The organism is Leucobacter sp. Ag1, from assembly GCF_000980875.1.
GTDB classification, from domain to species: Bacteria; Actinomycetota; Actinomycetes; order Actinomycetales; family Microbacteriaceae; genus Leucobacter; species Leucobacter iarius.
This window is the reverse complement of record NZ_LAYO01000078.1, coordinates 1-24,594: the sequence shown is the minus strand read 5'-3', so window position 1 is coordinate 24,594 and position 24,594 is coordinate 1. Positions and strand designations below refer to the sequence as shown.

Sequence of the window (24,594 nt, the reverse complement as noted above, 5' to 3'; positions counted from 1 at the left end):
ATAACTTTATCGCGATCCTGGCGCGCTCTCGGGCCCCACCCCCGGGCGGGACGGGCCGCCCGGCACGAGCGCCGAGCGCTGCGTCACCCAGCTGAACATCGACACCGCGGCCGCCGCCGAGGCGTTGATGGACCTCGTGGACCCGTACTGCGTGATCTCGACCACGGCCTCGGCCGCGGCCACCGCGTCGTCCGTCAGCCCGGGTCCCTCCTGCCCGAAGAGCATGATGCAGCGCTCGGGCCACGCGAAGGTCTCGACCGGCACGCAGCCCGGCACGTTGTCGATCGCGATGATCGGCAGCCCGTTCGCCTCGGCCCACGCGGCGAGCTCGGCGACGTCGGCGTGGTACTGCACGTGCTGGTAGCGGTCGGTCACCATGGCGCCCCGCTTGTTCCATCGCCGTCGGCCCACGATGTGCACGGTGTCCGCGCCGAAGGCGTTCGCACTGCGCACGATCGACCCGATGTTCATGTCGTGCTGCCAGTTCTCGATCGCCACGTGGAACGGGTGCCGGTGCTCGTCGAGGTCGGCGACGATCGCCTCCATGCGCCAGTACCGGTAGCGGTCGATCACGTTGCGGGAGTCGCCGTGCTCCAGCAGTTCGGGGTCGTAGTGCTTGTCGTCGGGCCAGGCCTCGGGGCCGCCCGGCCAGGGGCCGACGCCTGCGGTGGTGCGCTCGGGATGCTGTTCGGTCACCCGAGCATTCTCCCGGATCCCCGGCTGCGGCGTCGGCGCCCCCGCCGCACGCGGAGTCCCGCCGATCATTCCGGCCAGATGATGAAGTCGCCGTCGGCACGACGCGCGGGCGCGTCGCCCACCGCGTCGAGCACCGCCCGGATCCGCCCCAGCACCTCGGGCGGCAACTCGAGCGGCGGCTCGTCAGGCTGGTACGTGGTGCGGATCGGGTAGTCGACGCCGGGCTCGGAGGTCATCTCGATGTGGCAGCCGAGCACGAGCGTCACCGGGTGCTCCTGCGCGAACGCGATCAACCGATCGATGGTGCGCGAGTAGGCCGCCCAGTCGTCGACGTAGAGCCGCCCCCGGTAGACGGTGTCGCCCGTCAGCAGGAACCCGGTCCAGGGATCGTAGAACACGACCGCCGACCGCTCGTGCCCGGGTGCGCCGATGGCGAGTAGGACGCGGCCGCCGAGCTCGACCCGACCGGGCTCGGCGGCCGCGTCGTCGTCCGCGATCCCGAGGAACGACCACGCCGCCGTGCGATCCGCGGGCACCACCACGGTGCGCGGCCGGTCCGCGAACTGCGCGTCCCCCGCCACGTGATCCCCGTGCGCGTGGGTGTGCAGCACCACCAGCTCGTACCCGGGCCGCGGGTGCCGCCCCAGCCAGCCCTCGATCAGCTCGTCGACCGTGCGTCGCAGGGGCAGCAGATCCGGATCGGCGGTCGCACCCGTGTCGATCAGCACCGCACGCGCCTCGCCGAACAGCAGGAACAGGAAGGGCGCCTCGTAGTCGATCGCCTTGTTCTGGCGGAGGATCGCGGTGTGCGGATCCACCCAGTGCACCTGCAGATCCGGGTCGGTGTTGTGCTTCGCCGACGGGGAGCCGTGGATCCACCGGACGCCGAGCGGTTCGGCCGAGTGCCGTTGGCCGACGAGCGGCTCGGGAACCGACGGATCCACGGTGAAGGGGTCAGCGGTCGGCATCGGTGGACGCCGCGCTCAGCAGGTCCAGTTCGGCCCGGCTCAGCTCGACCTCGAGCGAGTCGAGCAGGGCGGGCAGCTGATCCGTGTTGCGCGCGCTCGCGATCGGCGCCGCGACGGTCGGCTGCTGCCGCAGCCACGCGAGCGAGATCGCGGCGACCGGCACCCGGTGCAGCTCCGCCAGCTGGTCGAGCCCGGCGAGCACCGCGAGACCTCGCGCGTCGAGGTACGCCGCGGCGTCCTCGGCGCGCGGGCTCGCCGAGGCGCTGTTCACGTCCATCGCGTCGCGGTACTTGCCCGCGAGGAATCCCTTCGCGAGCGAGAAGTACGGGAACACCGAGAGGCCCTCGCGTTCGGCCGCGTCGCGCAGGCCGTTCGTCTCGAAGTCGCGCTCCATCAGGTTGTAGTGAGGCTGCAGCGCGACGGGCAGGTGGTAGCCGCCCTCCCGCGCGATGCGGAACCACTCGTCGATCCGCTCGGCCGTGTAGTTCGAGACGCCGATCGCGCGGACCTTGCCCGCATCGACCAGCTCCGAGAACGCGGCGACGGTCTCGGCGAGCGGCGTCTCGGCGTCGTCGAAGTGCGCATAGTAGAGATCGATCCGGTCGGTGCCGAGCCGCTCGAGCGACGCGTCGGCCGCCGCGCGCACGTTCGCCGCGGACAGCCCCGAGAACTCGGGGTGGGTCGAGACCTTCGTCGCGACGACGACGCGATCGCGCGCACCGCGGTCCCGCACCCACTCGCCGATGAGGCGCTCGGACTCGCCGCCACCGTTGCCCGGAGCCCAGTGCGAGTAGCCGTCGGCGGTGTCGATGAAGTCGCCGCCGCCGGCGACGAACGCGTCGAGCACCCCGAACGATGCGTCCCGGTCGGCCGTCCAGCCGAACACGTTGCCGCCGAGGGCGAGGGGAGCGATCTCGAGCTCCGAGGATCCGATGCGGGTGCGGGCGATGGTCATGGAGGACGCTCCTTCGCGAGTCGATGCGGGCCGCGCGGATGCGCGCACGTCGGGTGCAGCGCGGACACCCTCCACGCTATTCCCCCGTGCTGAGCGGCGGGTCAGGATGGCGTGCGTGCGCGGAGCCGAGATTGCAGTTGTGCATGGAATGGGGCGCTATTCCATGCACAACTGCAATCTCGGCGGGCGGGGGCGGGTCGGGCTGGGCGGACGGGGCGGGGGGCCGGAGCCCGACCGGCGCCGCTAGACCGCCGCGACCGCCAGCGATTCGCCGTCGGGGGCGACGTCGACACGGACCGTGCCGCCGTCGCGCACCTCGCCCGACAGGATCGCCCGCGCGAGCCGATCCTCGATCTCGCGCTGCATGAGCCGACGCAGGGGACGCGCGCCGTAGACCGGGTCGTACCCGGTCTGCGCCAACCAGGTGCGGGCCTCGGGCGTGACCGCGACGGTGAGCCGGCGCGGCGCGAGCCTGGCCTGCAGCCGGTCGACCGACAGCTCGACGATCTGCGCCAGGTCCGCTTCGGAGAGCGGCCGGAAGATCACCATCTCGTCGAGCCGGTTGATGAACTCGGGCTTGAACGCCCGGCGCACCGTCTCGCGCACCGCCGATTCCTTCTCGCCCCAGTCAAGCTCGGGATCGATGAGGTACTGCGAGCCCAGGTTGGAGGTGAGGATCAGGATCACGTTGCGGAAGTCGACCGTGCGCCCCTGGCCGTCGGTCAGACGACCGTCGTCGAGCACCTGCAGGAGCACGTCGAACACCTCGGGGTGCGCCTTCTCGACCTCGTCGAGCAGCACGACCGAGTACGGCCGGCGCCGCACGGCCTCCGTCAGCTGACCGCCCTGCTCGTAGCCGACGTACCCGGGAGGGGCGCCGACCAGCCGGGACACCGAGTGCTTCTCGCCGTACTCGCTCATGTCGATGCGGATCATCGCGTGCTCGTCGTCGAAGAGGAACTCGGCCAGGGCCTTCGCGAGCTCCGTCTTGCCGACACCCGTCGGACCGAGGAACAGGAAGGAGCCGGTGGGCCGGTTCGGATCGGCGATGCCTGCGCGGGTGCGCCGCACGGCATCGCTCACCGCGCGCACCGCGTCGGTCTGGCCGATGAGCCGGCGACCCAGTTCGCTCTCGAGCGCGAGCAGCTTCTCCGTCTCGCCCTGCAGCAGGCGCCCGACGGGGATCCCCGTCCAGGCCGCGACCACGCCCGCGATGTCCTCGTCGGTGACCTGGTCGTTGACCATGGGCGGCTCGCCGCCCCCGGCGGCCTCGGCCTCGTGCTCGGCCCGTTCGGCCTCGGCGAGCTGCTTCTCGATCACCGGGATCTCGCCGTAGAGCAGCTTCGACGCACGCTCGAGGTTGCCCTCGCGCTGGGAGCGCTCGGCGTCCATGCGCAGACGGTCGAGCTGCTCGCGCAGCTCGCCCGTACGGTTCAGCGCTGCGCGCTCGCGCTCCCACCGCGCTTCGAGCACGTCGAGATCCGCCTGCTTCACGGCGAGGTCGCCGCGCAGCTTCGCGAGGCGCTCCTTCGAGGCCTCGTCCTTCTCCTTCTTGAGCGCCAGTTCCTCGAGCTTCATGCGGTCGACCGCGCGGCGCAGCTCGTCGATCTCGACCGGGGCCGAGTCGATCTCCATGCGCAGGCGGCTCGCCGCTTCATCGATGAGGTCGATCGCCTTGTCGGGCAGCTGCCGGGCCGTGATGTAGCGGTCGCTCAGCGAGGCCGCGGCGACGAGCGCCGAGTCGGCGATCGTGACCTTGTGGTGCGCCTCGTAGCGCTCCTTGAGGCCGCGGAGGATCGCGACCGTGTCCTCGACGGAGGGCTCGCCGACGTAGACCTGCTGGAACCGCCGCTCGAGCGCGGCGTCCTTCTCGATGTACTCGCGGTACTCGTCGAGCGTCGTCGCGCCGATGAGCCGCAGCTCGCCGCGGGCGAGCATCGGCTTCAGCATCTGCGAGGCCGCGACGGAGGATTCGCCTCCGCCGGCGCCCATGAGGGTGTGCAGCTCGTCGATGAAGGTGATGATCTTGCCATCGGAGTCCTTGATCTCCTGCAGCACCGCCTTCATGCGCTCCTCGAACTCGCCGCGGTACTTCGCGCCGGCGATGAGCGCCGAGATGTCGAGGGAGATCAGCTCCTTGTCCTTCAGGGACTCGGCGACGTCGCCCGCGACGATGCGCTGGGCGAGGCCCTCGACGACCGCGGTCTTGCCGACGCCGGGCTCGCCGATCAGCACGGGGTTGTTCTTGGTGCGCCGGGTGAGCACCTGGCTCACGCGGCGGATCTCGGCGTCACGGCCGATGACGGGGTCGAGCTTGCCGGTCCGGGCGACCTCGGTGAGGTTGACGCCGAACTGCTCGAGCGCGCTCTGCGCACCTTCTTCGCCCTGGGCGGGCGTCCAATTGGCCTGCATCTGGGTCCTCTCTGTTCAGCAGACGGGCGCGATGTCGCGAGTGCCGGCCGACCCGAGCACCCGCGACATCGCAAACTTGAGTTCAGTTGACTCAAGTTTACGCCGGGACCCGCGGCGGCGCTACCCCGCGTCCCGAACCCGCAGGTCCTTTCGCAGGATCTTGCCGGAGCTCGACTTGGGGATCACGTCGATGAACTCGACCGCGCGGACCTTCTTGTGCGCCGCGACGTGCTCCGCGACGAACGCCATGACCTCCTCCGCCGTGAGCGAGGCGTTCTCCTGCAGCACCACGAACGCCTTCGGTACCTCGCCGGCCTCCTCGTGCGGGAGCGCCACGACCGCGGCGTCGGCGATCGCCGGGTGCGTGAGCAGCAGCGCCTCGAGCTCAGCCGGCGGCACCTGGTAGCCCTTGTACTTGATGAGCTCCTTGAGTCGGTCGACCACGAACACCTGCCCGTCGGCGTCGATCTCGACGATGTCGCCCGTGTGCAGGAACCCGTCCGGCTCGAGCGTCGCCGAGGTCGCCTCCGCGTTGTTCAGGTACCCGACCATCACCTGGGGACCCCGGATCAGCAGTTCGCCGGGCAGGCTGCGCCCCGTCTCGGGCCGCCCGATCTCCTCCCCCGTCTCGATGTCGACGATGCGCATCTCGGTGTTCGCTACCAGGGCCCCGATCGAACCGCGGTCGATGTCGGGACGGTCGCGCGGGATCACGTGCGAGACCGGGCTCATCTCGGTCATGCCGTAGCCCTGCAGCACGAGGGTCTCGAGGCGATCCCCCACCGCCTTCGCGAGGCTCGAGTCCAGCGCGGCCGCACCCGACAGCACGAACTCGACCGCCGACAGGTCGTACTGGGCGACGATCGGATGCTTCGCCAGCGCCACCGCGATCGGCGGCGCCACGAACACGGCGGTCGTACGCTGGTCCTGGATGATCCGCAGGAACTCCGGCAGATCGAACTTCGGCACCGTGACCAGCGTCGCCCGCTCGCGCAGCGCGAGGTTCAGCAGCACCGTGAGCCCGTAGATGTGCGTGAACGGGAGCACCGCCAGCACGCGATCGTGCGCGTCGAGCCCGATCGCCGGATTCGACTGCAGCACGTTGGCGACGAGGTTGCGGTGCGTGAGCATGACGCCCTTCGGCCGCCCCGTGGTTCCCGAGGAGTACGGGATCACCGCGAGCTGGGTCGCCGGATCGAACGACACCTCCGGGGCGGCGTGCCCGCCGCCCGCCAGGTCGCGCAGGCTCGCGTAGCCCTCGGCGCCGTCGAGCACGATCACGCGGTCCTTCGCCAGACGCGCGGCCTCGGCGCCCGGGCCCGAATTCGGCAGCAGCGGCGAGACGGTGAGCAGCAGGACCGCGCCCGAATCCTGCAGCTGCCGGGCGAGATCCTCGGCCGTCGACAGCGCCGCCACCGGGGTCACCGTGGCTCCGGCGCGCAGGATCCCGTGGAACGCAGCGACGAACGCGGGAACGTTCGGCGCGTGCAGCGCCACCACGTCGCCCACCCCGATGCCGCGGGAGGCGAGGCCGCCCGCGATCGCCAGCACCTGGCCGCGCAGCTCGGCGTACGTCGTCTCGGCACCGCTCGGCCCGTCGACCAGGGCGACCCGCCCCAGCTCCGCCTCGGTCAACCCGCCGAACACGGCGTCGGTGATGGAAATGTTCGGGATCTCGATCTCCCCGTAGGGGCTGCTGAACGTCACGTTGTCTCCTTTGACTCGTCCCGCTCATCCTCGGCGATGCGCCCACCCCGCGCAACGGTGCCCATCCGGTTCCGTGGCCCCGCGCCAACGGCGATGCCTCCCGTCGGCGATAGCCTGGAGCTATCCCCCATCGAGCCACCCGCAGAGGAGCCCCAGCCATGTCGCGCATCGCACTCGTCCGCCAGCCCAGCCCCCTTCTCGACGACGGCATCGTCGACCACATCGAGAAGGTCGCGGTCGATCTGGAACGGGCCCGCGAGCAGTGGCGCGGCTACGTGGCGGCACTCCAGTCGCACGGCTGGCAGACCATCGAGGTCGAGCCCGCCGACGACTGCCCCGACTCGGTCTTCATCGAGGACACGGTCGTCATGTTCCGCAACGTCGCCGTGATCAGCCGCCCCGGCGCCGACAGTCGCAAGCCCGAGACCGCGGGCACCCGCAAGGCGCTCGAAGCCCTCGGCTGCCCCATCGCCGAGATCCGCGAGCCCGGCACTCTCGACGGCGGCGACGTGCTCAAGATCGGCGACACCGTCTACGTCGGCCGCGGCGGCCGCACCAACGCCGAAGGCGTCGCCCAGCTGCGCGCGATCCTCGCGCCGCTCGGCGGCAAGGTCGTCGCCGTTCCCGTCACCAAGGTGCTGCACCTCAAGACCGCCGTCACCGCTCTGCCCGACGGCACCGTGATCGGCTTCCCCGATTTCGTCGACGACCCCGCGATCTTCGAGCGCTTCGTGCCCGTGCCCGAGCCGCACGGCACCGCGGTCGTCTGCCTGAGCGAGAGCGAGCTGATCATCTCGGCCTCCGCCCCGCGCACCGCCGCGATGCTGCGCGACTTCGGCTACACCGTCACCGAGGTCGAGATCTCGGAGTACGAGAAGCTCGAGGGCTGCCCGACCTGCCTGTCGGTCCGCGTGCGCGCGCTTGTCTGACCCCCGCGGCGGCCTGAGCGCCGGCGCCGCCCCGCGGCACTGGATCGCCCTCTTCGTCACCGTCTGCCTCGTCGCGCTCAACATGCGCATGACGATCACGGGTGTCGGGCCGCTGCTCGACGAGATCGCGGCTTCGCAGGGCACCACGCCCGCCGCGCTCGGTCTGCTCGCATCGATCCCGCTGATCGCGTGGGGGCTCGTGTCGCCGCTGGCGCACGGGCTCGCCACGCGGATCGGCACCGACGCCGCGGTCGCCTGGTCGCTGCTCGTGCTCGCCGCCGGGACCGTCTGGCGGTCGCTGCCCGGGCCCTCGCTGAACCTGTGGCTGGGCACCTGCCTCATCGGAGCGGCGCTCGCCGTCGCCAACGTCCTGCTGCCCGTCACGATCAGACGCGACTTCGGTTCCCGGATCCCCCTGGTGATGGGCGTCTACTCGGCGCTGCTCGGCGGGGCCGCCGCGATCTCGGCCGGGCTCGTGGTGCCGATCTCGCGCCTCGCCCCGGCCGGCGGAGAGTCGCTCGGCTGGCGCATCGCACTCCTCGCGAGCGGCCTCGTCGTGCCGATCGCACTCGTCGCCTGGGCAGTGACGCACCGGCGCGGGATCCTCGGGGGACGCGGGGCCGCCCGTGCCGCGACCGGCGCCGAGACGCCGTCCGACGAGCAGGTCGGCCGCCGGATCTGGCGCGACCCGCTCGCCTGGTGGATCGCGATCTACATGGGCATGCAGTCCTGGAACTTCTACGTGTTCGCGACCTGGCTGGCACCCATCGAGCTCTCGCGCTCCGTGCCACCCGTCGCCGCGGGCATCGACGTCATGCTGTTCCACGTCTGCGGCGTGCTCGGATCGCTCGCCGCCCCGTTCCTCGCCCGCACCCGGCTGCGCGCGATCCTTCCGATCGTCCCGCCGATCCTCTGCGTCATCGGTTCGGTGGGGATCGTGCTGCTGCCCGACGCCGTCCCCGCGCTCTGGCTCGCGCTCGCTGGACTCTCCTGCGGGAGCGCGCTGAGCATCAGCCTCACGCTCATGGCACAGCGCGCCGCCAGCCACGCGGCGTCGTCCGCGCTGTCGGGCATGGCGCAGTCGGTCGGCTACCTGCTGGCCGGGCTCGGGCCGATCCTCTTCGGCCTCGCCCACGAGCTGACCGGCGGATGGCTGCTTCCGCTCGCCGTCGTGCTGCTCGCCTCGGCCACCGGGATCGTGGCCGGTCTCGCGGTGCGCGGCGAACGCCGGGTGCTCGACCCCCGGTAGTACGGACACTCCGGGTCTCGGGCGAGCGGCGTGCGCTTGCCCGGGGAACGGCTCCGGTGTCGAAAGCCGGTCCCGCTGACGAGAATCGGGCCAAAAGCGCGGGTTTTCGAGGGTTCTTCGACAGTCGTCCCCGCTCTCGACGGGGTGGCCGTTCATCGAGCCCGCGGCTGAGGCAGCCCCGCTCGGCACGCGGCACGCAGCACCCGGCATGTCGGACGCTGCGCACACGCAGAGCGAGGCCCTCGACTCCGCAGGGGGTGGAGTCGAGGGCCTCGTCGATCGAGCGCGAGCCCGCCGCGCTATTCGGCCCCGGCCTCGCCCGGAGCCTCCGCGCCGGTGCCGTTCGCCCGGCGGCGGCGCAGGATCAGGAGCACCGCGCCCGCACCGAGCAGGACCGCGGCCGCGATCCCGAACAGGGCGAGGTTCTGGCCACCGGTCACCGGCAGGGATCCGCCGGTCTCGCCCGAGGCCGCGCCCGTGGACTCGGCCGCGGAGGAAGCGCTCCCTCCGGCGGAGGATCCGGCGTTCGCGGAGGATCCGGCGTTCGCGCCGGCGGCACCGGCATCGGCGGTTCCGGTCGCCCCGGTATCGGAGCTGCTGTCCGCCCCAGCCCCGGCATTCGCACCGGCGCCAGCGCTCGCGTTCCCATTCGTACCAGCACCGGCACCGGCACCAGCCCCGGCATCCGCACCGGTGTCGGCGCGGGTCACCGTGATCGGCAGTTCGGCGACGGTCTCTCCGTCGCGCAGCGCGACGACGGTGTGCGCTCCCGCGGGGGCGTCGGCCGGGATCGTGACCTGCTGCGAGAACGCGCCGTGCTCGTCCGCAGTCACCGTGCCGAGGGCCACCGGTGCGGAGTGCAGTTCGAGCGCGACCTGCTCGTCCGGTGCGAAGCTTGCCCCGGCGATCCCGATCTTGCCGCCGGCCTCGACCGAGATCGGCGATCCCGCGTCACTCCCCGGCACCGTCACCTTCGGTGCGGCGGGCTGCTCGGCCTCGGCGGGCAGCGCGACGTCGATGTGCTTGGCTTCGCGCGCGGCCCCGCCGGCTCCGAAGTAGTAGGCGGTGACCCGCAGGCGGTCCTGGTAGAGCCCCACGCGCAGACCGATCGGGTCGGCGCCGCCGACCGCGGTCTCGTTCCAGTCGCCGCTCGGGCCGTACTGGGTGGTCACGGCCGCCGTGTTGACGATCGTCGGGCCGGAGGCCGTGGTCGGGTCGAAGCGCTGCTCCACCGACCAGTCGTTGAGCTCGGGCGACCAGTGGGTGTGCGAGGTGAGCGCGGTCACGTTCGAGTACTGCGCGAGCAGGGCCTCGATGCGCTCGGTGTCGGCGCCGTAGTCGCCCTGGTAGAACTTGGCGTAGGTGCCCGAGACGGAGTTGTTGAACACGTGGTGCGTCATGAGCAGCACCGGCTTGCCCTGCGACTTCCAGTAGGCGAGGCGCTCGCTCAGCCAGGTGAACTGCTGATCCGAGAGGTCGACGAACGGTCCGCCGCCCCCGTGGTACACGTGGCCCTCGCTGCCGAGCCAGATCAGCGGCAGCTGCCCGTCGACGAGCTGCTCTCCCCAGAGGCCGCCCTGGCCGCCGACCTCGCGCATGCTCGTCTTGTCGAGGAAGCGCTTCACGTAGGCGGGCACGCCGTCCGAACCGTAGTACTCGTGGTTGCCGATGGTCGAGATGCGGGTGGAGTAGTCCTTGCCGCCGCCGGCATTGAACGCCGCGAAGTAGTCGTCGTACTGCGTCGCGGTGCCGTTGCTCGTGAGATCGCCGTTCGCGACGATCGTGCTCGCCTTCGGGCTGAGCGAGCGCAGGCCCGGCAGCGTCTGGTCACGCAGGCGCGCGGTCGCGCCCTGGATGTCGCTGATCACATCGACCGCGGCGACCGGCTGCGCATCGGCGGCGAGCGCCGGGAGCGGCTTCACGATCGCGACGTCGTCGATCATCCAGGATCCGGCGCCCGCGTCGGCGGTGAAGCCGAACTCGAGGGTCATCGCCTTGGCACCGGCGGGCACCGTGAACGGCAGGCGGGGCTGGGCCGATTCCTGGTCCTTGGTCGTCCACTCGTTCAGCGCGACGCGCTGGCCGGTGTCGAACACCGCGGTGACGGCGGCACGCTGGGCGCCTCCGCGCTTGCGGTAGTGGCTGTCGAAGCGAAGTTCGAGCGCGTCGCGCGAGGTCACCCGGATCGGCCGGGTCTTCAGCACGCTGTCGACGGCGGTCTTCGACGCGTCGGCGACGGCGATCTTGCCGGATGCGCGGGTGAAGGCCTGGCGGCGATCCACTCCGGAGGCGTCGACGACCTGGGCGAGCGTGGTCTGCTCCCAGCCGGAGGCGGGGAACTGCCAGCGCTCGGTCGACTCGATCCCGTCGAACCAGCGCTGCGGTTCCGTGCTGTTCGCAGCCCCGGCGGCCTTCGCGACGACGGTCACGGGCAGCTTCGCCGGGGTGATCCCGTCGCCGCTGAGCGAGAGGGTGCGCACACCCGCGGCGGAGCCGGCGGGGACGGTCACGTCGAAGCTCGCGGTGCCGTCGGCGCCGGCCTTCGGGATCCCGGTCACGGGGGTGCCGGCGAGATCGGCGACGAGCTGCTGCCCCTCGCGCAGACCACCGACGCGCACGGCGAGCGGGGCGCCGGGGATCGCGAGCGGCTTCGCGGCCGACAGGATCTTGAGGTCGACGGCCTTCGGCGCCGCTTCGGCGATGTCGACGTTGTCGATCATCCAGAACCAGTTGTTGCTGCTCTGCAGGTAGGCCCAGCCGACCTCGACCTTGGTCGCGGACTTCGGGACGTCGAAGGTGACCGACTCGCTCGTGTTGAGTCCGTTGGCCCCGTAGGACTTGACCACGACGGGCGCGCCGCCGTCGATGCGGGCGAGCAGCTGCGAGGGCGGGTTCTGCCCCTGCTTGTAGTGGCTGTCGAACTTCACGGTGACGGCGCCCGTGCGATCGGCGAGCACGAGCGGCGCCGACCACAGGGTCGAGTCGAAGTTGCCCGTGGTGGGACGGTTGGAGTCGGACTGCACGACCGCGACCATTCCGGAGGCCTTGCCGAAGCTGCCGCGGTCTCCGGTGCTGCCGAACTCCTTGGTCACCTCCGCAGTGGTGTGGAAGGTCCAGCCCTCCCAGCCGGCGCGCATGCCGGTCGTGTTGACGCGATCGACGAGCCAGCCCGCGGGCGGGGTCTGCGCCGACGACACGGTCTCGAAGGCCTCGGTGAGGTGGGCGGGAGCGGCGAACGCCGGGGCCGCCGCGGGAGCGACGACGAGTCCGGACATCAGGGCGAGGAGCGCGCCGGCGGCGAGGCCGGAGCGTCGGCGGGACGCCGAGGGGGCTGAGGGATGCATCTGCTCTCTTCGGTTCAGGGAGGGGAGGGTGAATCGGGTGGAGGAAAGCGGTGAGCCGTGCGGATTCAGGCCTGCGGCGCGATGACGGCGAGCGCGGCCGCGTGCAGACGCCCGTTGGTGGCGAGCAGTTCGCCGGAGGTGTGGGATTCCTCGCCCGCGGCGTCGGTGCAGGAGCCTCCGGCCTCGCGCACGATCGGCAGGATCGCGGCGATGTCGTAGGGCTTGACGTCGAACTCGCAGACGATGTCGACGGCGCCCTCGGCGAGGAGCATGTACGACCAGAGGTCGCCGTAGGCGCGATCCCGCCAGACGCGGGAGGCGAGGTCGAGCAGCTGCTCGCGACGGCCCGCGGCCTCCCAAGTGTCGATGCCCTGGAAGCTGAGCGACGCGTCGCCGAGCTCGTCGACCCCGCTGACGCGCAGTCGACGGGGCTCGCCTGTCGCGCCGGCGCCGCCCGACGCGGTCGAGCGCTTCCAAGCGCCGGCGCCGGTCACCGCCCACCAGCGGGCGCCCATCGCGGGCGCCGACACGACACCGAGCACGGGCACCCCGTCGACCTCGAGCGCGATGAGGGCGCCCCAGTTGGGTACGCCGCGCAGGTAGTTGGCGGTGCCGTCGATGGGGTCGATGATCCACCGGCGACGAGCGGTCCCCGGTGCACCGGTCTCGTCGGACTCCCCCGTCTCCTCGCCGAGGAACCCGTCGCGGGGACGACGTTCGGCGAGGAGGTCGCGCAGCGCGCGCTCGGTCGCGGTGTCGGCCTCGGTGACGAATGATCCGTCGGGCTTCCGGCTGCTGCGCAGCCCCTCGGCGGTGAAACGCGGCAGGGCGATGGAGTCGGCCAGGTCGGCGAGCTCGTGGGCGAGCCGCAGGTCGTCGTCGTACACGGCCGGCCCTACTGGAGCCGCTTGCGGATCCACGCCGAGGCGAGGTCCACGACCACGATGAGGATGAGCACCATGATCAGGTAGGTGAGCATCTGGTCGAACTGGAAGGTCTTGATCGACTTGTTGATGAGCAGCCCGATGCCGCCGGCGCCGACGAGGCCGAGCACGAGCGAGGAGCGCACGTTGACGTCGAAGCGGTAGAGCAGCAGACCGGTCAGCTGGGGCAGCACCGTCGGGATGGTGGCGTTCGCGACGACCTGGAACCGGTTCGCCCCGGCGGTGCCGAGCGCCTGCTCGGGGCCGGGATCGACCTCCTCCATCGCCTCCGACCAGAGCTTGCCCATGACGCCGGTGTTGTGGCAGATGAGGGCGAGCACGCCCGCGAAGGGGCCGAGGCCGACCGCGGTCACGAAGATGAGGGCGAACACGATGTCGGGCACGGCGCGGAAGAACGACAGGATCGCGCGGGCGACCTGGTAGACGAAGGCGTTGGGCGCGGTGGTGCGCGCGCCGAACACCGCGAGCAGCAGCGCGAACGGCACGGAGACCGTGGTGCCGAGCAGGCCGACCCAGAGGGTCTGCAGCACGCCCTGGATGCCGTCGCTGAGCACCTCGGGGCTGAGGTCGGGCGGGAACGCCTCGGCGATGAACCGGCCCATGCCCTGCGCGCCCGAGACGAGCGAGTCGAGGCGGAAGTCGGTGCTCTCGAAGGCGATCCAGTGCAGGGCGACGAGGATCAGGATCCCGACGGTCCACGAGGTGGCGCGCATGGGCGCCTTCGCGTCGCGCGGGACGGGCAGGCGGCGCGGGGACCGGGCGTCCGGCTCGGCGCCGGCGTCGGCAGCGGTATCGATGGTTGCGGTCACGAGGGATCCCTTACACGTAGAGGGCGGCGAGCGCCGCGTCGTCGATGTCGTCGATGGGCGCGTCGAACGCCAGATTGCCGTCGCGCAGCCCGATCACGCGGTGCGCGTACTTGCGGGCGAGATGGGGCTGGTGCAGCACCGCGGCGACTCCGAGGTTCTCCTCGACCGCGAGCTCGTGCAGCAGGGCCATCACGTCGTCCGCCGCGCGCGGGTCGAGCGCCGAGACGGGCTCGTCGGCGATCAGGATCCGGGGGCGCTGGCAGAGAGCGCGCGCGATCGCCACGCGCTGCTGCTGACCGCCCGACAGGCTGCCCGCGCGGTCGTGGGCCCGATCGGCGAGGCCGACGCGGTCGAGGCAGGCCATCGCCTCCTCCTTGAGCTCCGTGCCGAACAGCGGCGGGACGGAGCGCAGGGTGGCGAGGCGGGCGAAGCCGCCGGCGCAGACGTTCTGCAGCACGGTGCGGCGACCCACCAGGTGGATCTTCTGGAACACGGTCGCGGCCGAGCGCCGGGCCTCCGACCGGCGCGCGCCGCTGGCCTCGGTGAGGCGGACCCCGGAGATCTCGATGTCCCCGGAGTCCGCCTCGATGAGACCGTTCACCGCTCGGAGGGTGGTCGACTTCCCGGAGCCGTTGGCCCCGAGGAACGCCACGACCTCACCGGCGTGCACCTGCATGCTCATATCGCGCAGCACGACGCGGTCGCCGAAGCTCTTGGAGATCTTGCGAACGTCCAGAAGGACCTCGCGAGCGGTGTCGGTGGTCATCGGATCAGACGTCCTTCTCGGTGAGGCCCATGGTCTTGGCCAGGTCGAACAGCGGCTGGTAGGTCTCCTTGGTGACCTCGATCATGGGGCCCGCGGGATCCACGTCGAGGAACTTGCCGACCTCGGCCACGTCCTTCGGGTCGAGCTCGAGGAACGCCTTCTTCACGGCGTCCTGGAACTCCTGGGGAGCGTCGCTGCGGACGGTGATCGGGTCGTTCGGGATCGGGTTCGACTTCCAGACCTGGCGGAACTTGCTCTCGTCGAACTTGCCCTCGGACTTGGCGCTCTCGAGCGTCTGCGAGTTGATCTCGGCCGCGTCGACGGTGCCGTTGACGAGCGCGAGGAGCGCCTCCGGGTGGCCGCCGGCGTAGTCGGAGCGGACCTCCTTGTCGATGCCGGCGTCCTTCAGCGCCGACATCGGGAACGCGTCGCCCGAGGTCGAGCCGGGGCTGCCGAGCGCCAGGGTGTGGCCCTTGAGGTCGTCGAGGGTCTTGACCGGGGAGTCCTTCTTGACCCAGATGCCCGCGGTGTAGGTAGTGGGCTTGCCCTCGGAATCACCGAAGGAGACGAGCGGCACGGCCTTGGCGCGCTCGCTGGCGAACACGAAGCCGAGCGGGCCGAACTCGGCCACGTCGAGCTTGCCGTTCTCCATCGCGAGCACCTCGGCCGCGTAGTCCTCGGTGATGACGACCTCGACCGGGCAGTCGAGCTTCTTCTCGAGGGCCTTGGCCAGGGTCTTGTAGGCGGGCTCGAGGCGGCTCGGATCCTCGTAGGGGAGGATTCCGAACTTGATCTTTCCGTTGGGGCAGGTCACGTCCTTGCCCGCGGCGGCGGTACCGGATGCGGCCGACGAGCAGCCGGTGAGCCCGAGGGCGAGCAGCGCCGCGGCGGATGCGGCGATGGCGAGGGACTTTCTCACGGTGATTCTCCTGTGTGTGGTGAGGGTGGGTGTGAGGTGTGCGTGGGTGGAGCGGGTCGGTGAAAACTGAGGGGCTGCGGCTAGAAGCCGGAGACCACGCGCTCTCCGAGCGCGAGGCCGACGGTCATGCCGACTCCGGTGGTGACGGCGACCGCGGTGACGCCGTCGATCGGGCTCTCGACGAGGAGGTCCTGGCGGGCGCTCGTGGCGTAGACGCCCTGCCAGCGCTCGAGCACGTCGAAGTCGGCGCCCGAGCCGAGGCCGAGCACGCGCGCGGCCTCGTCGAGCAGGATCCGGCTCCAGCGCTCGTGCATGAACGGCGGTGCGCTGTCGAAGTCCTCGTGGGAGTCGCCGACGAGCAGCGTGCCGTCCTGCTGCTGGGTGAACATGACGTTGGCGCCGATCTCGAGCAGCTCGGGCCGGTCCCGCAGGATCTCGGCGCGCAGCGCCTCCGCCGCCGAACCCGCGAAGGCCCCGTACCGGAGCATCGAGGTGCCCGTGAGCACGGCCGGTCCGAGCGCGAGCCCGGCCGGAGCGACGACGCGGGTCATCTGGAGCGCGCACTCGCGGACCTCGCCGGTCTCGGCGGTTCCGGGCAGCAGGCGTCCGAGCAGGTGCCCCGCGGCGATCACGATGCGGTCGGCGCGGATCGCTCCGCGGCTCGTCGTGAGCACCCCGGTCTCGACGGCGGTCGCGGTCGTCGCGAACCGCACCTCGCCGCGCTCGTGGGCATCGACCCAGGCCGCGATCCGGGCGACCGCGGTGCGGGGGTTCGCGGTGAGATCGTTCGGCAGCAGCAGGCCGGCGACGGGCTCGGCGGCGGAGCCCGCGGTCCCGAGCACGCGGCCGGCGGCCTCGCCGGTGAGCAGTTCGGAGGGCATCGCGGTGTCGCGCGCGGCCAGGTCCTCGAGCACCGCGGCCTCGGCCGCGCTGCGCGCCACGGCGAGGGTTCCCGAGACGCGGGCCTCGAGCCCCGCCCGCTCGATCAGCCCGAGCCAGATCTCGCGGGCCCGCACGGCGAGCTCGCCGATCTCGCCGGCCTGCACCGAGACGCAGGCGTGACCGAAGTTGCGGACGCTCGCGGTCACGGCGGCGGAGTCCTGCTCCACCACGGTCACGCGGTGGCCGGCGTCGAGCGCGGCGACCGCGTGAGCGAGGCCGACGATCCCGGCGCCGACGATCGCGACGTGGAGCGGTGAGGGTCGAGGTGTCATGGCAACGAGGATGCGGCGCGGCAAGTAGTCATGACAACTCGAAACGGGCGAGTTCGCGGAGTGTTCACCGCCGTTCAGGTTTCGCATCGATCCGGCTACCAACTGTTCACTTCACGGGCTTCGGGAGCCCTCCAAACCAGTCTTGACAACTTGTACGCTGCTGACATGACCGAGACGAAGCCGCTGCACGCACAGCTGTACGATGCGATGATCGAGCGCATCCGTACGGGCGAGTGGGTGCAGGGAGAACGCGTTCCGAGCGAGAAGTCGCTCATCGCCGAGTTCGGCACCTCGCGGGGGCCGGTGCGGCAGGCCCTCGCGGCGCTCCGAGCGGAGGGCATGATCGTCGGCGGCCGCGGCGCTCCGCCCCGCGTCCAGCGCCTCGTCCCCTCGCAGTCGTTCGAGACCTTCCTCTCCTTCACCGAGTGGGCCAACCACCTGGGCTACGTGCCGGGTCAGCAGGTCATCGAGGCGGCCCGACGTCCGGCGACCGAGGAGATCGCGCGCGACCTGCAGCTGACCGAGGGCGACCCGGTCGTCGAGATCGTGCGGCTCCGTCTGCTCGACGGCAAGCCGGCGATGCTCGAGCGCTCGCTGTTCCCCTTCTGGGTCGGCAAGCACCTCCTCACCGCCGACCTCGATCGCGGCAGCATCTACCAGCACCTCAGCGCGCTCTACATCACCCCGGTACGCGCGCGGCACACGATCGATGCCGTCGCCGCGCACCAGCTCGACGCCGAGTGGCTCGGCGTCGTGCCCGGCAATCCCCTGCTGCGCGCGCGCCGCGTCGCGTTCGACGCGCACGGCGCGCTCATCGAGGTCGCCGACGATCGCTACCTGCCGAGCATGGCCACCTTCGTGATCGAGAACTCGGCCGCGCACCGCACCCCCATCACGCGCGAGCCGGTCGGCTCGTCGCCCGAACCCCGCGAGCCGGTACGGCCGGCCAGCCTCATCAAGGAGCACGCATGATCACCCTCGCCGCATTCGACATGGCCGGCACCACCATCGACGACCGCGGAGCCGTGTACCGCGCGCTCGAGCAGGCGGTGACCGAGACCGGCGCGACCGTCGCCCCCGCCGACCTGCAGACCTGGATGGGCACCGAGAAGCGGGCCGCCATCACGGCGCTCGTCGAGCTCGGCGGCGGACGGGCGAGCGACGAGCTCGTCGACGCGGCGTTCGAGCGCTTCCGCACGATCCTCGACGAGCTCTACACCGCGGAACCGCCGGTCGCGATGCCCGGCATCCCCGAGGCGATCGACGAGCTGCGCGGCCGCGGGATCCGCGTCGCCCTCACCACCGGCTTCTCGCGCGACGTGGCCGAGGGGATCCTGCGGCAGCTCGGCTGGGCGGTCGCGGGCACCGACGCCGAGACCGAGGCGGAGCTCGTCATCGACGCGCTCGTGTGCGGCGACGAGGTCGCGCAGGGCCGCCCGGCGCCCTACATGATCCACCGCGCCATGGAGCGCACGGGCGTGCTCGACGTCGCGGGCGTCGTCGTCGCGGGCGACACCGCCGTCGACGTCCAGGCGGGAGCGAACTCCGGTGCGGCGATCACCATCGGCGTGCTGAGCGGCAAGCTCGACCGCGCCGCGTTCGCCGACCAGCCGTTCACCGAGCTGCTGGGCTCGGTCGCGGAGATCCCGGCGTACCTGGAGTCGCGCGTCTCCTGAGTCGGCGCCACGCGGCCGCTACGATCGGGCGCGCGGCAGCGAGAACACGACGAGGCTCAGCGCGATGAGCGCGATCCCGGCCCAGCCGAGTCCGCCCAGCCGTTCGCCGACCACCGCCCACGCGAGCACCGCGGCGACGGCGGGCTCGGCGAGCGTCAGCACGGTCGCGGTGCGGGCCGGCACCGTGCGGAGCCCGGCGCCGAAGGCGAGGTAGCCGAGGAACATCGGCACGATCGCCATGTAGGCGCCGACCGCGAGATCGCGCGGATCCTGCAGGAACGGTCCGCCCGTCGCGGCGAGCACGGGCAGCAGCAGGATCCCGCCGATCCCGAACACGGTGCCCATCGCGGAGCGCGAGCCGCAACCGGCGGCCATGAGCCGCCGGGCGGCCCACGTGTAGACGGCGTACGCGAGACCCGCGAGCAGCGCGAGCGCGACGCCGAGCGTCGAGGATCCGCCGGCTCCGCCGTGCCCGCCGAACGCGAGCAGCACCGTGCCCACGATCCCGAGCCCGGCGCCCGCGAACCAGCGCGCCTCGAGCGGCGTGCGGTCGATCGCACGCTCGAGGATCGCGGCGAAGATCGGGCCCGATGCGAGCGCGACGACCGTCCCCACCGCGACGCCGGCGAGGTGCATGCCCGCGTAGAAGGCGAGCGGGTAGATCGCGACGGCGAGCGCGCCGACGCCGATCAGGATCGGGTGGCCGCGCAGCAGCACGCGGTCCCGGCGCAGCCGAGGTCCCGCGATGAGCGCCTGCAGCAGTCCGCCGAGGCCCATGGCCGCGGCGCCGATGGCGAGCGGTCCCGCGTGCGGGGCGAAGGTCGCCGCGGTGCCCGTGGTGCCCCACAGGATCGCGGCGACGAGCACGAGCAACGATCCGCTCCTCGACGCCCCTGCCATGCGCTCATGCTAGCGGCGCGTGCGGCGCGTCACGCGACGGAGTGAGCCCGTTCCGTCCGCAGCGCCTCGGGTGCGATGGCCTGCGTGGCGAGGCTGGGGTGGGCGTGCACGAGGATCGGCAGGTGGTCCGAGGTGCCGCGGTTCAGGGTGCGCACCCGGTCGATGTCGAAGCCCGCCGACGTCGCGAAGTCGAAGTGCCCGCGGAACACCTTGTACCGGGTGTAGGTGCGCTTGTCGCTGATCGAGAGCTCGTAGCCGGCCTCGCGCATCTCGGCGTCGAGCCGGTTCTGGAACACCGGGTAGTTGAAGTCGCCCACCATGAGCGCGGGCAATCCCGGCCCGAGCTGGCGCAGCTGGTCGAGCGATGCGTGGATCTGCGCACGGCGCAGGGAGTTGAGCGCCGTGAGCGGAGCCGCGTGGAATGAGGCGACCACGAGGTCCCGGCCCGTTCCCCGGTCGTGCAGACGCACCCCGAGGAGGCGCTCGTGCGCGGGAGCCAGCACGCGGTCGTGCAGCGACTTCTTGAGCTCGTAGGTGTGCGCGGCCTGCACGTGCAGCTGCTCGTCGCGCACGTACATGGCGAGTCCGAGCCGGTTGCGCTCGGTGGCGTGCACGAGGCGCAGTGCGCCGCCCGGGGCGTCGAGCCGCGCGGGCAGGGTGACGGCATCGGCCTCCTGCAGGCAGAGCACGTCGGGTCCGTGGTCGGAGGCGAGCGACTCGAGTTCGCGCACCGCGCGGTTCTTGCGCAGGTTGTAGCTGATGATCTTCACGCTCACCCCATTCGGTTCGACGCCGCCAGCCTATGCCCGTCCGCCTATGCCCCGGCCGAGTTTCCCCGCTTTTCCTCAGGCGGACGGCCACGGGTCACGCGAGATCGAGGATCGCCGCCTCGTGCTCGAGGGCTTCGCGCACCGCCGCGAGCGCGGGGTGCCCGCCGGAGGCCGCCCGCGCCGCGGTGAAGATGGTGCGGTGCGGATCCCCCGCGAGGCCCAGGAGTCTGAGCCCCGGCCGCTCCGCGCCGGCGTCGGCGCCGAAACCCGGTCCGACGTGCACGAGCCCCGGCAGCAGGGCGACCGCGTTGCCCGACTCGATGAGGCGCACGTGCGCCTGCAGGTCGGCGGTCTCGGAGCGCACATCGGGTTCGAAGCCGGCGGCCCGGCAAGCCTGCTCTGCCCAGTGACGCGAGGCCGCGCCGCGCGGCTCCATCACCCAGGGCAGGTCCGCGGCGTCGGCGAGGGTGCGGACGCGGTCGAACGCCTCGCCGCCGGCGCCGACCGCGGGCAGGGCGAGCCGGATCCGGTCGCTCGTGAGCGGCTGCCGGTCGAGCCCCGCGAAGTGCGGGGCGGCGTGCCCCGGATACTGCTCGGCGACGACGAGGTCGAAGCCGCGCGCCCAAGTCTCGCGCAGCGCCTGCTCCGGCTCGTACTGCACCATCTCGACGCGCAGCTGCGGGTGCTCGGTGCGGAGGCGGCGCAGCGCCTGCGGCATGATCGCGAGCACCGCGGTCTGGAACACCGCGACGCGGATGCTGCCCGAGACCTCGGGGAGGCCGCGGTGCAGGGCGGCTTCGGCGCGTTCGAGACCCGCGAGCAGCCCCTCGGTGTCGCCGACGAGCGCTTCGGCAGCTGCGGTGAGCTCGAGGGTCCGTCCCGCCTTGCGCAGCAGCGGGACGCCGGCCTCGCGCTCCAGGATCGCGAGCTGCTGGGACACCGCCGAGGGCGTGTAGTTGAGGGCCTCGGCGACGGCCGCGACCGTGCCGCGGGCCGAGAGCTCCCAGAGCAGTCGGAGGCGTTTCATGTCGAGCATCGGGGCGGAATCCAATCCATCAGTTCTGCTTCATATTATTGCTCAGAAAGAATCGCTTTTCTTCATGCTTGAACCGCGGGAAACTGACCCCATCAGCACGAGGCCGTGCATCCCAGCATCGAAGAAAGACCAGACGTGACCACGACCCAGAGCACCCGCACCGGGAGCCCCACCGTTCGCCCGCAGGACCTCGCCGACGACGCCATCGCGCTCGTCCAGCGCTGGCTGCGCGAAGCCGCCGAGATCCCGGCCGACGCCTCGGCCGCCCGCCTCGCCGGCGTGCTCCGCGACCCGAACGGCCTCGACTTCACCGTCGGCTTCGTGGACGGCGTCGTCCGCCCCGAGGATCTGGGCGCCGCGGCGAAGAAGTTGAACGAGCTCACGCCGCTCACCCCCAAGTTCCTGCCCGCCGCGCTGCGCGGGGCCATCGGCCTCGGCGGCGCCTTCGCGAAGCCCCTGCCCGGCGTGGTCGTGCCGATCGCCCGCCGCGTGCTGCGCGAGATGGTCAGCCACCTCATCATCGACGCGAGCGACGCCAAGCTCGGCCCGGCCATCGCGAAGATCAAGCGCGACGGGGTGAAGCTCAACATCAACCTGCTCGGCGAGGCGATCCTCGGCCAGCACGAGGCGGAGCGCCGCCTCGAGGGCACCCACAAGCTGCTCGCGCGCGACGACGTCGACTACGTCTCGATCAAGGTCTCCTCCACCGTCGCCCCGCACAACCACTGGGCGTTCGACGAGGCCGTCGCGCACATCGAGGATCAGCTCCTCCCCCTTTACCAGCGCGCCGCGGCTGCGAGCCCGAACAAGTTCATCAACCTCGACATGGAGGAGTACAAGGACCTCGACCTCACCCTCGCGGTGTTCACCGGGATCCTCGACCGCCCCGAGTTCAAGACCCTCGAGGCCGGCATCGTGCTGCAGGCCTACCTGCCCGACGCCCTCGGCGCGATGATGCAGCTCCAGGAGTGGGCCGCGAAGCGGGTCGCCGACGGCGGCGCACCCGTCAAGGTGCGCATCGTCAAGGGCGCGAACCTGCCCATGGAGCACGTCGACGCCGCGATCCACGGCTGGCCCACCGCCACCTGGGGTTCGAAGCAGCAGAGCGACACCAGCTACAAGGCCGTGATCGACTACGCCCTCGACCCCGAGCGCGTGCGCAACGTGCGCATCGGCGTCGCCGGCCACAACCTCTTCGACGTGGCCCTCGCCTGGCTGCTCGCGAAGGCGCGCGGCGCCGAGAGCGGCGTCGAATTCGAGATGCTGCTCGGCATGGCCACCGGCCAGGCCGAGGCCGTCAAGCGCGAGGTCGGCTCGCTGCTGCTCTACACCCCCGTCGTGCACCCGCAGGAGTTCGACGTGGCGATCGCCTACCTGATCCGCCGCCTCGAGGAGGGCGCGAGCCAGGAGAACTTCATGTCGGCCGTCTTCGAGCTGAACGACAGCGCGCAGCTGTTCGCCCGCGAGCAGGATCGCTTCCTCGCGTCGCTCGCCGACCTCGCCGCGATCACAGGCGACGGCACCGTCGAGAGCTACGCGGTCCCGCCCGCCAATCGGCAGCAGGATCGCCGCACCTACGACGCCGCCGGCGCCGAGGCGCGGGTCGAGGCGCGCGTGGCCGACGGCCGCGAGGGCCGCTTCGACAACGCGCCCGACTCCGATCCCGATCTGCCCGGCAACCGGGTCTGGGGTCGCGAGATCTCCGAGCGCATGGTCGCGTCGACCCTCGGCTCCGAGCTCGTCGCGTCGTCGCGCATCACCGACGCGAAGACCCTCGACGAGACCATCGCGCGCGGCGTCGCGGCCGCCGACGCCTGGCAGGCGCTGGGCGCCGACGAGCGAGCCCGGATCCTGTACCGCGCCGGCGAGAAGCTCGAGGAGCGTCGCGCCGAACTGCTCGAGGTCATGGGCTCCGAGTGCGGCAAGACCCTCGACCAGGGCGATCCCGAGGTCTCCGAGGCCATCGACTTCGCGAACTACTACGCGATGCTCGGCCAGCAGCTCGACCTCGTCGACGGCGCGCAGTACCGCGCGCAGAAGCTCATCGCCGTGATCCCGCCGTGGAACTTCCCCGTCGCGATCCCGGCCGGCGGCACCCTCGCGGCCCTCGCCGCGGGCTCCTCCGTCATCATCAAGCCCGCGACCAACTCGGCCCGCTCGGGCGCCGTGATGATCGAGGCGCTGTGGGAGGCCGGCGTCCCGAAGGACGTGCTGCAGTTCGTGCAGTTCGGCGACCGCGAGCTCGGTTCGAAGCTCGTCGCCGATCCGCGCGTCGACCGTCTGATCCTGACCGGCGCCTACGAGACCGCGGTCGCGTTCCGCGAGCTGCGCCAGGATCTGCCGATCCTCGCCGAGACGAGCGGCAAGAACGCGATCATCGTGACCCCGAACGCCGACCTCGACCTCGCCGCGAAGGACGTCGCCCAGTCGGCCTTCGGCCACGCGGGCCAGAAGTGCTCGGCGGCATCGCTCGTGATCCTCGTCGGCTCCGTCGCCACGTCGAAGCGCTTCCGCGGGCAGCTGCTCGACGCGGTCCGCTCGCTCAAGGTCGGCACCCCCGAGAACCTCGAGACGCAGATGGGCACCATCATCACCGCCCCCTCGGGCAAGCTGCTGCGCGGCCTCACCCAGCTGGGCGCCGGCGAGACCTGGGCGATCACGCCCGAGCCGGTCGCGAGCGACAGCCCCCTCTCGGTCGACCGCAACGGCGAGAACAAGCTGTGGAGCCCGGGCGTCCGCGAGGGCGTGAAGCGCGGATCCGAATACCACCTGACCGAGTACTTCGGCCCGATCCTCGGCGTCATGACCGCGAAGACCCTCGACGAGGCGATCGACATGGTCAACGAGATCGACTACGGCCTCACCAGCGGCCTGCACTCCCTCGACCGCGACGACCTCGAGCTGTGGCTGCGCCGCATCCAGGCCGGCAACCTCTACGTCAACCGCGGCATCACCGGCGCCATCGTGCGCCGCCAGTCGTTCGGCGGCTGGAAGAAGTCGGCGATCGGCGCGGGCACCAAGGCCGGCGGCCCGAACTACCTGCACGGCCTCGGCTCCTGGATCGACGCCCCCGTCGAGTCCGAGCTGCGCGCGCCGCGCCGGGCGGCTGCTCCGCTGCTGCTCGCGGCCGAGCAGGCCGGCGTCGCCGGCGACGACCTCGCCTGGCTGCGCGCGGCGCTCGGTTCCGACGCCCGCGCCTGGGACGACGAGTTCGGCATCGCCCGCGACGCCTCGCAGCTCGGCGTCGAGCGCAACGTGCTGCGCTACCTGCCGGTGCCCGTCACGGTCCGCGTGACCGAC

The 24,594-nt window shown here is 71.7% G+C and carries 19 protein-coding genes; 5 read left to right on the top strand and 14 right to left on the bottom strand.

From position 1 onward, the window contains the following. Positions 1-6: 6 nt before the first annotated feature. The 5 genes from XM48_RS04420 to XM48_RS04400 form a co-directional block, all read right to left on the bottom strand. A complete protein-coding gene (locus tag XM48_RS04420) occupies positions 7-696 on the bottom strand; it encodes a TrmH family RNA methyltransferase (RefSeq protein ID WP_231580800.1) in 690 nt (229 codons plus the stop codon). A gap of 65 nt (positions 697-761) precedes the next feature. Beyond that, positions 762-1,664: an MBL fold metallo-hydrolase gene (locus XM48_RS04415; protein ID WP_084820984.1), complete on the bottom strand. Its 903-nt coding sequence runs from the start codon at positions 1,662-1,664 to the stop codon at positions 762-764. Continuing rightward, positions 1,651-2,619: an aldo/keto reductase gene (locus XM48_RS04410; protein ID WP_046454582.1), complete on the bottom strand. Its 969-nt coding sequence runs from the start codon at positions 2,617-2,619 to the stop codon at positions 1,651-1,653. The genes XM48_RS04415 and XM48_RS04410 overlap by 14 nt, the downstream gene beginning before the upstream one ends. A gap of 243 nt (positions 2,620-2,862) precedes the next feature. After that, positions 2,863-5,031 (bottom strand): ATP-dependent Clp protease ATP-binding subunit, encoded by a 2,169-nt coding sequence (locus XM48_RS04405; protein WP_084820983.1) that lies wholly within the window; start codon positions 5,029-5,031, stop codon positions 2,863-2,865. Positions 5,032-5,151: 120 nt separating this feature from the next. Further along, the gene (locus XM48_RS04400; protein WP_046454581.1) at positions 5,152-6,738 is read right to left on the bottom strand and encodes an AMP-binding protein; all 1,587 of its coding nucleotides are present in this window, start codon (positions 6,736-6,738) and stop codon (positions 5,152-5,154) included. Positions 6,739-6,896: 158 nt separating this feature from the next. On the opposite strand from XM48_RS04400, the gene ddaH reads away from it, so the two are divergent. Together ddaH and XM48_RS04390 are read left to right on the top strand one after the other, a co-directional pair. After that, the gene (gene ddaH / locus XM48_RS04395; protein ID WP_046454580.1) at positions 6,897-7,667 is read left to right on the top strand and encodes a dimethylargininase; all 771 of its coding nucleotides are present in this window, start codon (positions 6,897-6,899) and stop codon (positions 7,665-7,667) included. After that, on the top strand, positions 7,660-8,916 hold the full coding sequence (locus XM48_RS04390; RefSeq protein WP_046454579.1) for an MFS transporter: 1,257 nt from the start codon (positions 7,660-7,662) through the stop codon (positions 8,914-8,916). Before ddaH ends, XM48_RS04390 begins: the two co-directional genes overlap by 8 nt. 299 nt (positions 8,917-9,215) lie before the next feature. On the opposite strand, the gene XM48_RS04385 is transcribed toward XM48_RS04390, so the two are convergent. From XM48_RS04385 to XM48_RS04360, 6 genes are all read right to left on the bottom strand, one after another. Next, positions 9,216-12,260, bottom strand: coding sequence for a metallophosphoesterase (locus XM48_RS04385; protein ID WP_046454578.1), 3,045 nt, complete (start codon positions 12,258-12,260; stop codon positions 9,216-9,218). A 65-nt stretch (positions 12,261-12,325) separates the two neighbouring features. Continuing rightward, a complete protein-coding gene (locus tag XM48_RS04380) occupies positions 12,326-13,147 on the bottom strand; it encodes an inositol monophosphatase family protein (protein WP_052961288.1) in 822 nt (273 codons plus the stop codon). 8 nt (positions 13,148-13,155) lie between these two features. Continuing rightward, positions 13,156-14,013, bottom strand: coding sequence for a phosphonate ABC transporter, permease protein PhnE (gene phnE, locus XM48_RS04375; RefSeq protein WP_231580799.1), 858 nt, complete (start codon positions 14,011-14,013; stop codon positions 13,156-13,158). A 10-nt stretch (positions 14,014-14,023) separates the two neighbouring features. Then, positions 14,024-14,779, bottom strand: coding sequence for a phosphonate ABC transporter ATP-binding protein (locus XM48_RS04370; RefSeq protein WP_046454576.1), 756 nt, complete (start codon positions 14,777-14,779; stop codon positions 14,024-14,026). Between the two features lie 4 nt (positions 14,780-14,783). Next, positions 14,784-15,698, bottom strand: coding sequence for a phosphate/phosphite/phosphonate ABC transporter substrate-binding protein (locus tag XM48_RS04365; protein WP_197074142.1), 915 nt, complete (start codon positions 15,696-15,698; stop codon positions 14,784-14,786). Between the two features lie 80 nt (positions 15,699-15,778). Continuing rightward, complete coding sequence (locus XM48_RS04360; protein WP_046454575.1) at positions 15,779-16,912, bottom strand: TIGR03364 family FAD-dependent oxidoreductase; 1,134 nt, start codon at positions 16,910-16,912, stop codon at positions 15,779-15,781. Positions 16,913-17,077: 165 nt separating this feature from the next. Between XM48_RS04360 and XM48_RS04355 the strand changes: the two genes are divergently transcribed. Together XM48_RS04355 and XM48_RS04350 are read left to right on the top strand one after the other, a co-directional pair. After that, positions 17,078-17,884 (top strand): GntR family transcriptional regulator, encoded by an 807-nt coding sequence (locus XM48_RS04355; protein WP_046454574.1) that lies wholly within the window; start codon positions 17,078-17,080, stop codon positions 17,882-17,884. After that, a complete protein-coding gene (locus XM48_RS04350) occupies positions 17,881-18,588 on the top strand; it encodes a phosphonatase-like hydrolase (RefSeq protein ID WP_046454573.1) in 708 nt (235 codons plus the stop codon). The genes XM48_RS04355 and XM48_RS04350 overlap by 4 nt, the downstream gene beginning before the upstream one ends. 18 nt (positions 18,589-18,606) lie before the next feature. Here the strand turns inward: XM48_RS04350 and XM48_RS04345 are convergent, their stop codons facing one another. The 3 genes from XM48_RS04345 to XM48_RS04335 all read right to left on the bottom strand — a co-directional run bounded on the left by XM48_RS04345 (position 18,607) and on the right by XM48_RS04335 (position 21,294). Beyond that, entirely contained in the window at positions 18,607-19,488 is an 882-nt protein-coding gene (locus XM48_RS04345; protein ID WP_046454572.1) for a DMT family transporter, read from the bottom strand. Positions 19,489-19,517: 29 nt separating this feature from the next. After that, complete coding sequence (locus tag XM48_RS04340) at positions 19,518-20,258, bottom strand: endonuclease/exonuclease/phosphatase family protein (protein WP_046454590.1); 741 nt, start codon at positions 20,256-20,258, stop codon at positions 19,518-19,520. Positions 20,259-20,352: 94 nt separating this feature from the next. Continuing rightward, a complete protein-coding gene (locus XM48_RS04335; protein WP_046454571.1) occupies positions 20,353-21,294 on the bottom strand; it encodes a LysR family transcriptional regulator in 942 nt (313 codons plus the stop codon). Positions 21,295-21,429: 135 nt separating this feature from the next. On the opposite strand from XM48_RS04335, the gene XM48_RS04330 reads away from it, so the two are divergent. After that, on the top strand, positions 21,430-24,594 hold a 3,165-nt coding region (locus XM48_RS04330), incomplete at its 3' end, for a bifunctional proline dehydrogenase/L-glutamate gamma-semialdehyde dehydrogenase (protein WP_046454570.1).

What these genes read in the sequence shown, in the direction of transcription:
- XM48_RS04415 (WP_084820984.1), bottom strand. Translation starts at nt 1,664, where the DNA reads ATGCCGACCGCTGACCCCTTCACCGTGGATCCGTCGGTTCCCGAGCCG.
- XM48_RS04410 (WP_046454582.1), bottom strand. Translation starts at nt 2,619, where the DNA reads ATGACCATCGCCCGCACCCGCATCGGATCCTCGGAGCTCGAGATCGCT.
- XM48_RS04405 (WP_084820983.1), bottom strand. Translation starts at nt 5,031, where the DNA reads ATGCAGGCCAATTGGACGCCCGCCCAGGGCGAAGAAGGTGCGCAGAGC.
- ddaH (WP_046454580.1), top strand. Translation starts at nt 6,897, where the DNA reads ATGTCGCGCATCGCACTCGTCCGCCAGCCCAGCCCCCTTCTCGACGAC.
- XM48_RS04385 (WP_046454578.1), bottom strand. Translation starts at nt 12,260, where the DNA reads ATGCATCCCTCAGCCCCCTCGGCGTCCCGCCGACGCTCCGGCCTCGCC.
- XM48_RS04370 (WP_046454576.1), bottom strand. Translation starts at nt 14,779, where the DNA reads ATGACCACCGACACCGCTCGCGAGGTCCTTCTGGACGTTCGCAAGATC.
- XM48_RS04360 (WP_046454575.1), bottom strand. Translation starts at nt 16,912, where the DNA reads ATGACACCTCGACCCTCACCGCTCCACGTCGCGATCGTCGGCGCCGGG.
- XM48_RS04355 (WP_046454574.1), top strand. Translation starts at nt 17,078, where the DNA reads ATGACCGAGACGAAGCCGCTGCACGCACAGCTGTACGATGCGATGATC.
- XM48_RS04350 (WP_046454573.1), top strand. Translation starts at nt 17,881, where the DNA reads ATGATCACCCTCGCCGCATTCGACATGGCCGGCACCACCATCGACGAC.
- XM48_RS04345 (WP_046454572.1), bottom strand. Translation starts at nt 19,488, where the DNA reads ATGGCAGGGGCGTCGAGGAGCGGATCGTTGCTCGTGCTCGTCGCCGCG.
- XM48_RS04335 (WP_046454571.1), bottom strand. Translation starts at nt 21,294, where the DNA reads ATGCTCGACATGAAACGCCTCCGACTGCTCTGGGAGCTCTCGGCCCGC.